Genomic DNA, 15,977 nt, shown 5'->3' on the forward strand with positions numbered 1-15,977 from the left:
AAGGCCAGATCACCATTGGTGACAAAGGACTGGACGGTAAGGCGACGGATTATGTCGATATCCTCAGCCGGGCAACGGAATTAAATGGCAAAATTCAGGCGAACACCCTGTCGCTGACGCAGGGCGCTAACCGCATCAACCTGAAAGACGGCACAGTGAAACCTGTCGCTGGCGAAGGGGCTAAACCGCAATTAGCCGTGGATACCAAAGCCTTAGGCGGCATGTACGCGAATAAAATCCGGCTGGTGGCGACTGAGGATGGCGTCGGGGTTAATCTCACTAATCTGACCACAGCGCAGGACGCTATCCGTTTAACTGCTGAGGGTAAAATTATTCTGGGGGAGATACAGGCCAAAACAGACCTTCACATCAACAGCAAAGCCATTGAAACAATAGCAAAAAGTCATGTGCAGGTGGGTCAACATCTGATGTTGACCACCGACACCCTCCACAATCAAGGCCAAATCCGGGCGGGGGGAGATATCACCCTGAAAGCGGCCAAACTGGATAACGTCAACGCAACCCGGCAAAGTCACCCCATCATTACCGCGGGGAAAAGCAGTCGCATTACCGCTGACGAGATAAACAATGTGGGTGAGTTAAGCGCCGCGCAAAATCTCACCCTGACCGGCAAAAATTTTTCAGCGGAAGCGATAAAAGACCATCAGGGGAATATCTTCGGTAAACTCAGCGCCGGTGGGGATTTAACCGCGGTATTTAAAGAGGGATTTAGTTTTAATTTTGATAAAGAACATTTTAAAGCGGGAAAGAAATCCACTGATCTGGCGTTAATCACCGGGAAAAACATTGCTCTAACTGCCGGAGATTTAGTGAGTCGTGCGTCAATGAGGGCAGAACAAAACTTAATCGTTGACGCAGAAACAATCTATTTAGGTCAAGGAAATTTAAAAGCCGGGAACCATGTCATGCTGGATGGAAAGTCACATCTTGATGTGAATGGCTATGATATCTCCGGTCGTGATGTGACCTTGCTTGCCAGCCGAGGGCCGCTTTTTGTTGTCTCTGGAGACGACTATACCTCGGAAGGAATAAGGGCATTAACCACGCTTTCTGCTGATAACCTATTACGCATTATCGCCGATGGTCATATTAATATTGTAGATACCCTAATTAACCGGGCGAAAAATATCTTTGTGGCGAGTAATGAGTGGATTGATATTAATCAGCGTTTGGCCGCGGATGAGAATATTAATCTTCACGCGGGTGGAGGGATAAATTTAAAGGGTATTTCCCTGACCGCCGGGAAAGATATTACCCTGACCAGTGGTGATTCGCTTGATGTGGGTAACGTCACCGCCGGCAACCATTTAACCCTGATTGCCGGCAGCAAGATGACGGAGACAACATTATCGGCAGAAGGGACGACCGTGGTCGCCCAAAATAGCGCCGCACTGCACTTAGCTGGCGGGAAATATACCCCGGTGACTTCGGCGTTGATTGACCTCGCATTAGGCCATGCCCCCCAACTGACCCTCAATATCCCAGACATAGCCGGGGGCCTACCCGGGATTCAACTGGCGGATAAACGCGCGCGGATTGCCGTGAGAAACAACCTGCCTATTCTCCATATTGCGGCACCAAATTCCCGCGGTGTTTCACATAACCGTTATCAGGCGTTTAATGTTGGGGCTTCCGGGCTGGTGTTCAATAATGCTACCGAGGCGACCCAATCCGTACTGGCGGGACCCATTGGGGCAAACCCTCACTTCAATGGTCAATCGGCTGAGTTGATTATTCATGAAGTGGTGGGGACGGTGGCCTCAAATCTACAGGGCCTGCTGGAAGTGGTGGGGCAAAAAGCCCGTGTATTCATTGCCAATCCGAACGGCATGACCTGTAACGGCTGTGGCTTTGTGAATACCTCGGCGGTCACCTTATCCACCGGGAAACCGGTGTTTGATAAAGCGGGCGCGTTAGCGGCTTTAGACGTGAAAAAAGGCACCATCACCTTTGATAAAAAGGGGCTGGATGCCACGGCGCAGGATGATGTCGATATTATCAGCCGGGCCGCCCTGTTTAACGGCAAAGTCCGGGCAAAAAACCTGACACTGGCACAAGGACCCAACCGGATTGATGTCAAACGCGGCACCCTGGTTCCGATTACAGGAGAAGGTGATACCCCCTGGAAAGCGATTGATGTCCAACCATCGGGGGGCATGTCTGCCGGTAAACTCCGTCTGTTGAGTACCGAGCCGGGTAAGGCAGTTAACCTGACCCACCTGACCGCCACGCAGGGCGACATCCGTTTGACCGTTGATGGCGAGATAACGCTGGGCAATATACAGGCCAAAACAGACATCACCGTGAGCAGTCAGGGCATTAAAACGGCGGAACAGAGTCAGGTGCAGGCCGGGAAAGATATCACGCTGGCAGCGAACACGCTGAACAACATGGCTAAGATTATCGCAGACGGTAATATACGGTTGTTTATTGACCGTTTATATAATCAGAATCGGGGACTGATTCAGGCCAGTCATCATCTCTGGGTGCAAAAAGACGCGAGCGGTCACCTCAGCACCGGGATTGACAACACTTCAGCGACGCTGAAAACCCATAACGGCGATATTATTATTCGCACCCAAACATTAAATAATGCCTGGAAGGCCAACGTCGCTGCGGGAATGAACGCTTATATCAATGCGACAACGCTGGATAACAGTCAAAGCCAGTTTCATGCGAAGAAAAATCTTATCTTAACCGGTCACGACTTTAACAACGGGATGGACGGTAAACTTTCAGCCGCTCTGAATGTGGTGGCTGACTTTATTCATCAATTCAGCGGGAGCGCGTTAATCTCAGCTAAAAATATTCTGCTGCATGCCGGTGACATTACCGGCATGGGGCACCTCAAGGCGGAAAATGACCTGTCCGTTATCGGCGAATGTCAAATTGATGTTAACAACAGCAAACTGGCGGCAAAGAAAAATCTGACCCTGATGGCGGGTAAAGAGATTGATGCCTTTCAAGCTGAGTTGAAGGGGGAAAATGTTGAGCTACTGGTGCGTGAAGGCGACATCCAACTGGGATGGAGACAGTTTGAGGCATCATTACCCACCATTTCGGCGGATAATCATTTGCGGATTTCCGCGGGCCGCGATCTGGATCTCGCCGGTATCCAGTTAGCTAAATCCCGTCATCTGACATTCAGTGCGGGCCGTCACCTGAATGCCTACCAAAGTCAATTGAACGCGGCGGGCCATATTCATCTGTTTGCGGGCCAGGATTTAGTTTTGCAGAGAGCGCGGATCAATGCCGGGCAACAAGTCACGCTCAGTGCGGGTCACGATATCGATATGTCTCGTCCCAATACGCAGCAGGCGTCAGACAGTCTGTTTTATTTATCCGAATTAGGCACACAAATCACCGCAGGTGATGACCTGCAACTCAGTGCGGGGGGCGATATCGTTGGTAAGATTGCCAGATTAACCTCGACGCAGGGAAATGTGTCGGTTAACGCTGGCCGGGACTTCATTTTCTCTGCCCAAAAATATTCGCCGGTTAATGATGGCGATAAACACTACCTGTATGCCACCGGCGCCATCAACGCCGCGCAAAACCTCACCTTAGCGGCGGCAGGCAACCTGCTGACATCCAGCACCCGCCTGACATCCGGCAGGGATATGCGGCTTTCAGCGGGCGGGAATGTGCGTTTTGAATCATTACAAGAATTTATCCGCGAGGGAAATATTGGCCGCTTTACGCAACACGCCAGCCGGCTGAAGAGTGGCGGGGCATTAACGCTCCACGCTCAGGGCAGTATTTTATTCCAGGCAACAGAACTCATGGCTAAAGGTGTGATAGATATCGCGGCAACCGGCGGCTTTCTCTATGCGCAAGCCATGGAAGAAACCTATAAAAGTGAAGAAACGCGGAAAAGCTGTAAAGGCTTGGGGTCCATAAAATCGTGTAAAGTATTTGGTTCTAAAACAGAACATAAAACACAAATCAAGAATACCAACAAAGTCACGGAATTGACTGCCGGTGGGGATATTACCCTGATGGCAAAAGATGACGTGACACTGGAAGCGAGCCGGCTCGACACCCAGAAAAACGCGAAAATCACCAGCCAGACCGGGAAAGTGAACTTCCGGGCCATGCCCAATACGGATGTTGAGCAGACCATCACGACATCAAAAGGCTTTTTCATTACGCACCACGATAAAGGCCACAGTGAGACGACCTGGGCCATCCCGTCCGTGCAGGTTGGCGGAACACTGACCGTGGAGGCGGCAGCCGGTATCAGTGCGGATGTGAAAGTGAAAGACGGACAGTTACTGGAAGACACGTTAGTGAGACTTGGTAACACCCCCGGTACCGAATGGTTGAAAAATCTCCGAGACCGCAACGATGTTCAGTGGGATCTCGTTAAGGACGCTTACCGTAGCTGGGACAAAAAAAGCGAAAGCTTAAACCCCGTGGCGGGTGCCGTAATAGCGATTGCAGTTGCTGCGGTCACGGCGGGTTCGGGTCTGGCGGCCTGGGCGGGAAGTGGTGCCGTGGGGGCGACAGGGGCCACCGGAGCTACGGCGAGCGCGGTTTATGGGGCGGCTTATGGCGGCATGATCGGGCTGACCTCGCAGGCGGCGGTCGCCTTAGTTGAAAACAAAGGCAATCTCACCCAGACACTGGCAACCTTAGCGAAACGTGATTCCGTCAACTCCCTCGTGACCCAAATCGCGGTGGGTGGCACATTAGGGGGATTAGACCACACGATGGGCTGGAGAAAATTAGTGGAGGGAAAAGCCGTTGTCGATCCGATAAAAGCGCAACTTCCCTTATTGAGTCATCATAACTGGAGTCAGGTAGCCCAGCGTGTTGCGGCGCATTCCATCGTCAGCTCAATAATCGGTACGGCCATAAATGGCGGCAGTTTTACGGACAATTTGCAAACTGCGTTGTTGAACAATGTGGGAAACCAGATTAATGCCGAAGGGGCCCGGCTGATTGGGGATAACAGGGAAATTCTGGGGGTACCGGGTAAAGCGATTAGCCATGCGGCGGTGTCTGCGCTGGCGGCGGAAATTGGTGGTGGGGATGCCAAAGGGGCGGCAGTGGGTGCTCTGGCGGCTGAATTAGCGGCCATTACAATGGAAAGCCGACTATTTGAACCTGCGTATAAGAATGAAACAGAGCGACAAATTCATAAACTTCAGGAAGCGCTGACTGGTAATGAAGCCAAGGCTCAGACAGCTAAATTTATCGGGGCGTTATCAGGTGCCCTGATTAGCCATACCCCGGAAGGCGCTTACAGTGCAGCGAACAGCGCCGAGCTTGTCTACCGTAATAACATGACTGAGCATATGCTGTCTCAGTTATCGGTAGATAATCAAAAGGATATCTTAGCAGCAGAAAAAGGGGATAAAGCGGCGGAAGAGCGCGTCATTGCACGGCGGGATGCAGCGATTGCCGTCACCGCAGTGGCAGCAGGCGGCTATGCGCTGGTTTATGGCGGTCATATACTGATTGCCGGCTCGGCTGAAATGGCAACGGCAGGACGCGTTGCGCTTGAAGGCTGTAAAACCAATCCGGCACTGTGCCTGAACAATGTGGGAATTTTTGTTGCGGATACGGTTGCGCCGGAGGCGGCTGTTGGGACCGGTGTTTTGGCTGCTGGAACGGTAAAAGTATTAGGTAACACCAAAGAAGGTACGAAGAATCTGGCAGAAGAATTGAGTCATGCCTCAAAACCGCTGTTAAGCAATGTTAAACCTGATACCCATGCCGTAACTCGCTTGATTGAAAATGAGAAGTTATATGCTGGAAAGGGGACGACGGCTCAATCAGTTCAGAAATGGTCAGTAGATCCAGCGACTAAAGCAGCGGATGAGGCAGGTGGTGTTTTAGTTAATGGTATTTATAAAAATAATCCTACAGCTCAGAGTATAACCGGGCTTTTAACTGATTCAGGAAGAATTGGTAGCAAAAATATGAATGGTCAATTTATGTATATTGTTGACCCAAAAGGGAATGTAATTATTGGTACTCGTAGTGGTGAGAGAATGCCACATCCAACTTTAATTGGTGGTAAAGATCCACTAGTTTTAGGGGCTGGAATAGTCGAAATTAGAGCAGGTAAAATTTACTCTATAGATAATGCTTCGGGTCACTATAAACCAGGCTCAGGTTCTTTAGATGCTGCTAAAGATGCTTTTGGTAAATTACCAGATAAATATTTTAGTAAAGATTTTCAGGGGTATAAACCATATGATAAATAGTTTAGATTTAAAAGGAACGTGGGGACTATATCCTTGGTTTGATGAGGATGATGTTAATTTGATCTATCCAGATGATTTAGAACGTGTAAGAAAACTTATTTTGCATGGAAAAGTTTTCTATTGTTCAGAACAATGTGGGAAGTTTATTAGATTAAATTATGGAGATTATTCTTTTAGAGTTAAACCTGATTTGTTTAAACCAGTCAGAGAAGTTCATTTTATGGTGGGAGACAACGTAAAAGTTGCCTCTTCGCTAGATAAAAGAGGTACTATATTAAATATAGGATGGCATCATAAAAATGATGAACCAATCTACTATTTATCTTTTAATGGTAAAAAATCATCCAGACGTTATGCGGAAGATGAACTTATTCCAGTTCAAGAATAAACTCAGCAGGAACTTCCTTCGTCAGCCAAACGCCATTGTCGGCTAAATAGAACTTAAAGCCTTGTTGAGACATCAACAGGGCTTTTATTTTAAGCACAACCGGTTTACCGTGTCTTTGACCAACTGACATAGCGATCTGTTCGTCATTGGATAAGTGGACATAATGACGAGAGCCTGTAACTAATCCTTGAATCTTAATAGAATCAAGAAACCGTGTTGTTGTACCATGATATAAAAACTCAGGCGGTGTCTGTTCAATATGTTTAATCTGAACTTGCTGAGTTGAATGGCCTTGTGCTGCACGGATTTTTACTCCGTCTTCCGAAATCGTAAAACGCCTCTTATCACTGGTAGCAACAACTTGTTCAATGAGTTCCTTATTAAGTGATTCACCATGTTGATTAGCATGAGATACCAGTTTATCAATATTAACCCAGCCGTCTTGCTCAAGAGTTAGCTTTATCGCTTCGGGTTGATGCCGTAAAACATAGCTTAAAAATTTACTCGTTTTATCAAGTTGCTTACTCATACTTTTTCCTCTACCCCGACCCATCAGATCAACTGCCCCCCGAATGTTAGACAAACATATAACATTCGGGAGTGAAGTTCACTATGCCAGATAAATGCCGAAGGGGCCCGGCTGATTGGAGATAATGGTCAGATTCTGGGGGTACCGGGTAAAGCGATTAGCCATGCGGCGGGGATGCCAAAGGGGCAGCAGTGGGTGCGTTGGCCACAGAACTGGCTGCAATAACATTGGATGAAACCTTTAGCGACCCAATGGCAATTCAGGCCGGTGGTAAAATCCTTGGCGGCGTTGCGGGGGCCATTGCAACCAACAGCGCAGAAGGTGCGAACAGTAGTGCCAATACCGGTGAAATAGTGATTGTCTATAATTCGCTGGCTCATCTTCTGTCCGCCGCAGAGAAAGAAAAGTCAGGCACACTCAAAACCTACGAGGAGAAAAAGCAAGCCTTTTGTCAGCAGTCACCGGCGGTGTGTAAACAAGCCGGAGACGTTATCAGTCTTAGTACTGATTTCGTGCCGATATGCCACGATAAGCTGCCTCTATGATGTACTGAACTCAGTATTGTATGATATTGATTTTATTAATCATAATAATAAGAGGCTGTGCAAAAGGACACCTTGCGTGTCTGGGAGAAAATGCTGTTGTTATTTTCGATCATGGTTACTTCACTCTATCAAGTCATCCTAAGCAACGTGAATGCGTTAATTACCCACCGAAACCTATCAAATTGCCGATTTTAATCGGTAATACAACCCGGTTTCCTCTCAACACCCCGCCTTGAAACAAAGCTTTACTATCGAAAACATAGCACGTTCAATAGTAACACCAAGCAAACAAGAAAAATGATTTCTAAATGGAAATCATTTTTCTATGGTGCTACAGTCTTCATGACATATTTATTATATGAGATGAATGACAGTGAAAAAATCAGAAAATATACTAAATGACAATTGCTTAGATTTGAATGTTTTGTCTTACCAAAAAGGTGTGCTGGGATTCAAACTTGTTTTGGTTCTGGGAATGTTGAGTGCTATTGGCGCTCTTTCGACTGACATGTACCTCCCTTTATTTCCCGCTATGTCTCACGCACTAACCACAACTCAAGCTGGTGTTCAATTAAGTCTAACGTCATTTATGTTTGGCCTCGCGATTGGACAATTAATTATTGGCCCTTGGTCGGATGTGATTGGTAGGAGAAACCTTCTATTAGGCGGTATGGTTTTGCTAACTGTAGCATCAATTGCTTGTTCATTTTCTTCAAGTATTGAGATGTTAACCATTAGCCGTTTTTTTCAAGGTGCTGGTGGTGCATCAGGTATTGTCTTGACACGAGCCATTGTTTCTGACCTTAGTTTTGGTAACAAAGCCGCATACTATTTCAATCTGATGTTAGCGATACAAGGTGTAGCGCCGATAATTGCGCCATTGATAGGAGGCATTGCTGCACATTTTCCGTGGCCAGTTGTATTTGTCTTTTTAACGGTTATTTCACTGATACTCACCGTCTTAACGTTTGCTTATGTGCCAGAAAGTTTGCCAAATAAATCAGCATATAGCGGGATTAAGAACAGTTTAGTTAAACAGTTTTTCAAACTGTTCAGAAATAGAGTCTATATGGGATATACGTTAGTATTCTCAGCCACCTTTGGAGCACTGTTTGCCTACATTTCAGCATCACCTTTTATATACCAGTCCATGTTTAATTTCACCCCAGGATTTTTTTCTGTTGTGTTCGCAATTAATGCCGGAATTATGATGTTCAGCAGCATATTGAGTGCCCGATGGGTTGAACGGATCGGCGCTAAAAGGCTTGTCATAGTTGGTGTTGTAACAACTTTTGTCTTATCTTGTTTGTTACTGATTGTAAATTATCTCAGTGTTTATCAACTTGAGTTAACTACGGCCATTTTCATGATGCTTATGTTTACGATGGCGTTAATTTTCGGCAATGCAGCCAGTTTAGCATTAACAGCGGTTCCTGATTTAAGGGGGGCAGGCTCTGCTGTCCTTGGTGCCCTTCAGTTTGGAACAGCTTCTTTGACGGCATTTTTAACTGGTCTTGGCAAATCTGTATCTCTGTTTCCTGTATCTATTGTATTAATCGGATGTGGGATTATGACTCTATTTTCCTTAATATTAGTATGTGTAAGGAGATAAATGAAGTGAGGGGTCATAAACAAAACACGATTGAAATTCTTGGTGCCAGGCAAAATAATCTTAAAGGAATTGATTTACGTATTCCTAAAAATGTCATCACAGTATTTACCGGTGTTTCTGGTTCAGGTAAAAGCTCTTTGGTATTTGATACAATTGCAGCGGAATCCCAACGACAACTTAATGACACTTTTCCACCTTATATACAGCATCGGTTACCATACTATAGTCAACCGGATGTGGATGAAATAAATAACCTCACTACCGCAATTATCATCAACCAAAAGCGTATTGGTGAAAATGTCCGTTCAACGGTTGGTACAGCATCAGATATTTATACCTTACTGCGCCTCTTATTTTCCCGAATAGGCACTCCGTTCATCGGGTATTCCAACATTTTTTCTTTCAATCATCCGTCAGGAATGTGTCCACATTGCGAAGGATTGGGCATTACCAGCACAATAGATGTTAATAAGCTGGTGAATGAAAACAAATCGCTGAATGACGGTGCAATTGAATATACCACATTTGCACCAGGCACCTGGCGATGGCGTCGGTATACTCACTCTGGTTTGTTTGATAATAATAAGAAAATTGCCGATTACTCTGCCGAAGAACGCCAGATTTTACTGTATGCGGATAATATTACTCCAGAAAATCCATCCTCAGGTTGGCCTAAATCGGCTCGATTTGAAGGGATCATTCCCAGATTCACGCGCAATTATCTTGTGAAAAACAACAAAGAGTACAAAAGTGAAGAATTTCAGAAAATTGTTTCAATAAAACAGTGTCCTGCCTGCTATGGTCAGCGGCTTAATAAACATATACTATCGTGTTTAATTCAGGGCAACAGTATCGGCGATTGTATTAATATGCCGATTATTGAGTTGAATCAGTTTATAGCAACACTAAATATCCCTTCTGTTAATACGCTGATTGATGCCTTAAAAGAACGTTTAGTATCAATGTGTTCTGTTGGTTTGGATTATCTGAATCTTAACCGCCCGACGGCAACATTATCAGGTGGAGAGTCCCAACGGCTAAAAATGGTGAGACATTTAGGCAGTAGCCTCACTGGAATGACTTATATTATTGATGAACCTAGTTCCGGTTTACATCCAGCTGATATTACAAAACTGAATACGCTGATCCAGCAGCTGCGTGATAAAGGCAACACTATTTTAGTGGTCGAACATGATCCCGATGTTATTAAAATCGCAGATCATGTGATTGATTTAGGTCCCGGCGCAGGTGATAACGGTGGAACGATCACTTATCAGGGAAATCTGAACGGGTTGCTAACTTCTGAAACATTAACAGGAAAATATCTTTCTCAGACAATCCCGCTCAACCGAAACCCAAGAAAACCGATTAGTTATATCCCTGTTAAAAACGCAACGCTACATAATCTTAAAGGGATCTCTATCGACATTCCATTGGGGATAATGCTCGTGATCAGTGGTGTAGCAGGCTCAGGAAAAAGCTCCCTGATTATGGGAGAGGTTGTCCCGAAATGTGCCAATGCTGTCGTTATCGACCAAAAACCTATTCACACCTCGAAACGTTCTCATATTGCATCGTGGAGCGGTATTTTTGAACATATCAGGGAACGTTTTGCCTTGGCTAATAAGGTGGATAAATCGTGGTTTTCGCCAAATGCCAAAGGAGCGTGCCCTGAATGTAAAGGATTGGGTGTCATTGAAACTGATTTGGCTTTTATGGATTCAGTAACCTTACCTTGCGATGCTTGCCAAGGACAAAAATTCAATCAACAATCCCTGAATTATAAATACAGAGGTAAAACGATTGTTGAGCTTATGGATATGAGTATTACGGAGGCGTCAAATTTTTTCGCGGGAGACAACCAGATCCAGCTAACATTAGAGAATATTCGGAATGTTGGGTTAGGCTATATGCGCCTTAGTGAATCGCTTGACCATCTGTCTGGGGGAGAGTGCCAAAGACTGAAACTGGCATCTTACCTTAATAATGAAAGTGACGTGTATATTTTTGATGAACCAACAACCGGACTTCATCCTTCAGATGTAACGATACTTATGACGTTGTTTCGTCGCCTTGTCGAACAGGGAAATTCTGTTCTGATCATTGAACATAACATAAAAGTTATTGCAGAAGCGGATTGGGTGATTGATTTAGGCGAAGGTGCGGGGACTGCTGGTGGACAGGTAATGTTCAGTGGCACACCACAAACGATGTTTGAAAAGGGTAATTCATTGACTGCGAATTACTTACGTCAGCATTGCTGATAAATAAAACCAACAAAAAAGTAAAGCGTTAATTGGTTCAGTGGGGACAACCAAGTGTATTATTCGCATACCACATCAATTGTCCCAACAACATCCTATAAGTAATACGTTACTTTATAATGTATTGATTTGCAGTTCCTTATCTGCGCAGGGCGCTAGCACACTATTTTAGCCATTTTTTAAAGACGATTATTTCTTAAAAACCAACTTTAATAATGTTTATATCGAACGAAATTTAATTAAATAATTTTTTAGGATTTTATAGTAAACCAAAGAGTTAAAGAACAATATTGACATTTTAAATCCAAATATTAATCAAAGTATGTTCACACCCTGCTTATCTGTGTAACCTATAGCATTATTAATCATCCAGTTATAAATAGGAAATGCATCAGTAGTTAAAAAAGACTCGTTATGAAACTGTATTGATGCCACATTATTAGATTTCAAAGCAATAATTTCACTTTTACCTAATCGTTCAAGATAAACCAATCGATTGTATTTTGGCGTAAACCAGTGTGGTAATTTGTGCATCGCGGCAAAACTATTATAAAACCCTACATAGCAGGTCATACTATCAATAGCTATTTTATACTGCATTCCTTGCCGTGTTTTGGGAAGCCGTTTGATGGGCAAACCAAATTCAGCACAAATAAGTTGATGTCCCAGACAGGTTCCAATTAGTGGTAAATTTTGTTTTAAACGATTTGTAATCAGTGTCCGTCCCATTACCATCTTGTCATGATTAACAGCGTTTGGGTTTCCTGGCCCTGGACCAATAAAAAGGATATCTGTTTTACCTGTATTCATTAATTGAGGCAAACGCATACCAGACTCAAACCATGAAACTATCGTCACATCATGTCCTATATAACGTAGTTGGTGAGCAATCATCTCAGTAAACAAGTCTTCCATATCAATGAGTGTAATGGAGGGGAGGGAACTGGTTGTTAATGCAATTTTTTTAGAATTCCCTAACCAGAAGGAAGACACTTTCTGATTTCGTTGCCGTAATATTGTAGTGATATTACTCAACACATGTTCAGATAAATGGATATTATTGGTTAGATTAATACTTTTTTTCTCCTCAAAAAAAGAACTCATTAAACCACTCAATTTTGCTTTGGTTTCTTCAGCTTCATTTTCTGGAACTGAATCACGAACAATTGTTGCCCCTGATGTCAATCGGAAATGCCCATTTTTCGTAATATCAGCAGCTCGGATTAAGATAGCAGAATCCAGATAACGTTGGTTATTCTTAACGCCAATCATTCCGATAACACCACTGTAATACCCACGACCACGATTTTCCCAGCGTTTAATGACTTGAGATGCATTTTCCACAGGGCTTCCGGTCACAGTTGGTGCGAACAATGACTCTTTCAGGATAGTTTGAATTGTCTGTGATGTTGAACCACGGATAAAATATTCCGTATGTGCAACCCGAGACATCATTTTTAATTGAGGACCAGTTACCGTAATATCACTGTCACATATACGGCTCATCATTTTTAGCTCCTCATCAACGACCATGAAGAGCTCATTCTGTTCCTTTTTGTTGTTAATAAAATGGTATAAAGCCTGTTCTATTCCTTTTTCTGGATATTTTAACGTACCACTTATTGGGTTCATGGCAACATCTTTACCATCCACTAGAATATGTTGCTCTGGACTACTGCCGATAAGATAGCGTTCTCCAGTATAAACAATCCACGTCCAATAAGAACCACTTTCGTTTATCAATAATCGATTAAATAGCGAAAGGGCATTCTCCAATGAAAAGTCTTCAATATCACCTTCTAAACTTCTCGACATAACAAAATTACTGCCTTCTCCAGCATTAATCTCATCGTTGATCACATGTTCCACCACCTGGCTGTAATTTTTATCTGTGATATCGAAATGTATATTAGACGCTTTTATTGGCTTACTATCCTCAATAATCCCCCAGTTATTTATCTGATAACGAGTTTGTGTTTCGATGCTCATGATAATGATAGGTTCGTTGTCGTTATGGCATGCAAACCCTTTTTCAGCGATTTGATTAAATGGAATAATAATTAATTGAGAAGCACTCAGTTCTCCAGAAAGTGTTATATCCATCGTACCGAAATCGTCTGATTTCAATGAAAGAGTTGGCTCCAACGAAATTGGCTCTAGTTCTGAGAGTGAATGGCTGTATTTTATTTCCCCCTCAAATAATAAAAAAGAGTCTTTAGCATCAGATAATGGGCGATAAATACATGCAAAAGGTTTATTTGTCTTAACTAAACGGCTAAAGAGATTTTTTGCATCATTTGATTTCAGCTCTCTTTGTGGTAATTCTTTCAGCGACATTATTTCCCCTTATAATCTGTTTTATCAGGATCTTTAGTCTCCCGATGTATTATTTTTTTAGATTTGCAATGATTTGCTCTGTTGATGCCACTACAGAGCATATTTCTGCCGCCATATTCAACGCTATGCGGTGTTTTTCCTCTGAAAAATCTGCCACAGCATCTGATATAAAGAAGGTCTCGATATCATGTGAGTAAGCATCAATAGCGGTGGCCAGACATCCTATATGTGCATACACACCACAAATGATCAGTTGATTGCGGTTCAAATCCCTTAAATGGTGTAGCAGATTAGATTTGAAGAACGCACTGTAACGCCATTTAGTCAGTACAGTTTCATCTTTAATAGGGGTCAGGAGTGGAATAATTTCCCGATGTTCATCTTTTGCTTTCATGCCTTCACCCCATATTATTTTTAATAATCCCCGTTGTGCTGGAGTCATACTACCGGGTTGAGCAGTATAAAATACAGGGATATTAAAATTTCTAGCAATACTCAATAGTGTATGGGTGTTTCTGATGACACTATTTATCGGACTGGCTTCGGTTTCAAAAAAATCCACAAAGTATTTTTGCATATCATGGATCAATAAAGCGGTGCGATGCCGATCTGGAAGCCAATTTGCTGCCGATTTGGGCAAATCTGTATATTTAGGTAATGGGTACGATAATATTTTTTCCATTTTGTATCTCTTTGTTTGCTATGTACTAACAGCTACCTAATGCAGCACCACCATCCACCAATAAAGTTGACAACGTAGTTTGACTAGATTCTTCACTTAGATAGAAACAAACAGCTGCGGCAATTTCATCTGATGTGGCAATCTTGCGTAGAGGGATACCGATACGAAATTGCTCTGGATCACCGTCCAATGTGCGACTTTTATCATTTTCATTTTCCCACATACTGCGTAGCATTGGTGTATCTGTTGAACCAGGAGCCACAACATTACACCGGATTCCCAATGGGGCTACCTCTAACCCAAGTGCATATGTAAAGGCTTGGGCTGCCGCTTTTGAAGCACAATATGCTGCCATCGTTGCCCGAGGTACTCGTGCGGCATTTGAAGCAACAGTCACGATGCTACCTTTTTTTTGCTCCGTCATATAACTGGCAGCAGCTTTACTGACGTTGAATACCCCCGTCGCATTAACAGCAACGATATGATTCCATGCATCAATATCTGTATTTTCAACAGAACCGTGATGTAATACACCAGCACCATTCACCAAATAGCCGATTGGTCCAAGTTGATTTCTGATCGCAAGAAATGCGCTACCAACTTGTTGAGGTTCGGTAACGTCCACAGAAAAACCGATAATTGGTTGAGAATATTCATGGCTGAGTTTGTTCACCAGAGATTGCAAAACATCAGCCTGTTTATCAATAAGTGCTAAAATTACTCCTTCCATCGCCAATCGTTTAGCGATGGCTTTTCCGATACCACCACATGCACCGGTAATAACTGCAACATACTTTTTGTCAAATGTCATAACATTTCCTGATCAATTGTCCATAGTTTAATTAGTTCAATTGCCTGTATTTTATTTAATCGTGGGCTGCATTATAATGTTTGATAATTCGGACTCTTTAGGATTGAATCCGCAACCAAAACATTCGACGATATCTTCAGCCAAAACAGGTTCCGGGCTATTTATACAGTCGCCGCGCCATACTGGTAATGTTATATTTTGGTATTTTTCAATTGCATTAGAACGCGGTTTTGCATATTGACCCGCAATATACGACCAACTGTGATCACAGTTTTATTCAATAAAGTAGAAAAAATTTCTGATAAATTATGTAAAAAATCGATTTTCGGAGTAACCGATTGCTGGTCACATGCAATAATTCGTTCAGCACAATCACCAAAATTTGAATTATTACCACTTTGTCTAACCAAACTTTTTCCAATTGCTTACAAAGATACGTAAAATTTTTATGATTAATCAATGGCGGTAAATTTAATAGTTCTTTTTTATGACATCGCATCAAGGTAGCTTTTTATCACTTGAATTGATCGTTATTTACTCATTCATGCCATACAGTTGTTTTATATTAGTAGT

Annotated in this window: 10 protein-coding genes; 5 read left to right on the forward strand and 5 right to left on the reverse strand. The window is 43.4% G+C overall.

Annotated elements, in window-relative coordinates:
• On the forward strand, nucleotides 1-6,236 hold a 6,236-nt coding region (locus tag C5469_RS18605; protein ID WP_242689527.1), incomplete at its 5' end, for a two-partner secretion domain-containing protein.
• Nucleotides 6,226-6,624 carry a DUF6960 family protein gene (locus C5469_RS18610; RefSeq protein ID WP_166309776.1) on the forward strand — a complete coding sequence of 133 codons (399 nt, stop codon included), beginning with the start codon at nucleotides 6,226-6,228 and terminating at the stop codon, nucleotides 6,622-6,624. The genes C5469_RS18605 and C5469_RS18610, both read left to right, overlap by 11 nt.
• Here the strand turns inward: C5469_RS18610 and C5469_RS18615 are convergent.
• On the reverse strand, nucleotides 6,605-7,153 hold the full coding sequence (locus C5469_RS18615; protein ID WP_166309778.1) for an RNA 2'-phosphotransferase: 549 nt from the start codon (nucleotides 7,151-7,153) through the stop codon (nucleotides 6,605-6,607). The genes C5469_RS18610 and C5469_RS18615 overlap by 20 nt on opposite strands.
• 191 nt (nucleotides 7,154-7,344) lie before the next feature.
• On the opposite strand from C5469_RS18615, the gene C5469_RS18620 reads away from it, so the two are divergent.
• From C5469_RS18620 to C5469_RS18630, 3 genes are all read left to right on the forward strand, one after another.
• Nucleotides 7,345-7,698 carry a hypothetical protein gene (locus C5469_RS18620; RefSeq protein WP_166309780.1) on the forward strand — a complete coding sequence of 118 codons (354 nt, stop codon included), beginning with the start codon at nucleotides 7,345-7,347 and terminating at the stop codon, nucleotides 7,696-7,698.
• Between the two features lie 367 nt (nucleotides 7,699-8,065).
• Entirely contained in the window at nucleotides 8,066-9,310 is a 1,245-nt protein-coding gene (locus C5469_RS18625) for a multidrug effflux MFS transporter (RefSeq protein WP_166309782.1), read from the forward strand.
• Nucleotides 9,311-9,315: 5 nt separating this feature from the next.
• Nucleotides 9,316-11,574, forward strand: a complete 2,259-nt coding sequence (locus tag C5469_RS18630; RefSeq protein WP_339414579.1) for an ATP-binding cassette domain-containing protein — start codon at nucleotides 9,316-9,318, stop codon at nucleotides 11,572-11,574.
• Nucleotides 11,575-11,889: 315 nt separating this feature from the next.
• On the opposite strand, the gene C5469_RS18635 is transcribed toward C5469_RS18630, so the two are convergent.
• The 4 genes from C5469_RS18635 to C5469_RS23750 are packed head-to-tail and all read right to left on the reverse strand — an operon-like array spanning nucleotide 11,890 to nucleotide 15,653.
• The gene (locus tag C5469_RS18635) at nucleotides 11,890-13,911 is read right to left on the reverse strand and encodes a chorismate-binding protein (protein ID WP_166309784.1); all 2,022 of its coding nucleotides are present in this window, start codon (nucleotides 13,909-13,911) and stop codon (nucleotides 11,890-11,892) included.
• A gap of 49 nt (nucleotides 13,912-13,960) precedes the next feature.
• Nucleotides 13,961-14,593, reverse strand: coding sequence for an isochorismatase family protein (locus C5469_RS18640; RefSeq protein ID WP_166309786.1), 633 nt, complete (start codon nucleotides 14,591-14,593; stop codon nucleotides 13,961-13,963).
• A 25-nt stretch (nucleotides 14,594-14,618) separates the two neighbouring features.
• Nucleotides 14,619-15,404 (reverse strand): SDR family NAD(P)-dependent oxidoreductase, encoded by a 786-nt coding sequence (locus tag C5469_RS18645; protein ID WP_166309788.1) that lies wholly within the window; start codon nucleotides 15,402-15,404, stop codon nucleotides 14,619-14,621.
• 51 nt (nucleotides 15,405-15,455) lie between these two features.
• A complete protein-coding gene (locus C5469_RS23750) occupies nucleotides 15,456-15,653 on the reverse strand; it encodes a 3-deoxy-7-phosphoheptulonate synthase (RefSeq protein ID WP_339414581.1) in 198 nt (65 codons plus the stop codon).
• Nucleotides 15,654-15,977: the final 324 nt, after the last annotated feature.

The organism is Photorhabdus cinerea, assembly GCF_011189575.1.
GTDB classification, from domain to species: domain Bacteria; phylum Pseudomonadota; class Gammaproteobacteria; order Enterobacterales; family Enterobacteriaceae; genus Photorhabdus; species Photorhabdus cinerea.

Excerpts from the sequence above, each read along its gene's own strand:
- C5469_RS18610 (WP_166309776.1), top strand. The coding sequence starts at position 6,226 with ATGATAAATAGTTTAGATTTAAAAGGAACGTGGGGACTATATCCTTGG.
- C5469_RS18615 (WP_166309778.1), bottom strand. The coding sequence starts at position 7,153 with ATGAGTAAGCAACTTGATAAAACGAGTAAATTTTTAAGCTATGTTTTA.
- C5469_RS18625 (WP_166309782.1), top strand. The coding sequence starts at position 8,066 with ATGACAGTGAAAAAATCAGAAAATATACTAAATGACAATTGCTTAGAT.
- C5469_RS18635 (WP_166309784.1), bottom strand. The coding sequence starts at position 13,911 with ATGTCGCTGAAAGAATTACCACAAAGAGAGCTGAAATCAAATGATGCA.
- C5469_RS18640 (WP_166309786.1), bottom strand. The coding sequence starts at position 14,593 with ATGGAAAAAATATTATCGTACCCATTACCTAAATATACAGATTTGCCC.
- C5469_RS18645 (WP_166309788.1), bottom strand. The coding sequence starts at position 15,404 with ATGACATTTGACAAAAAGTATGTTGCAGTTATTACCGGTGCATGTGGT.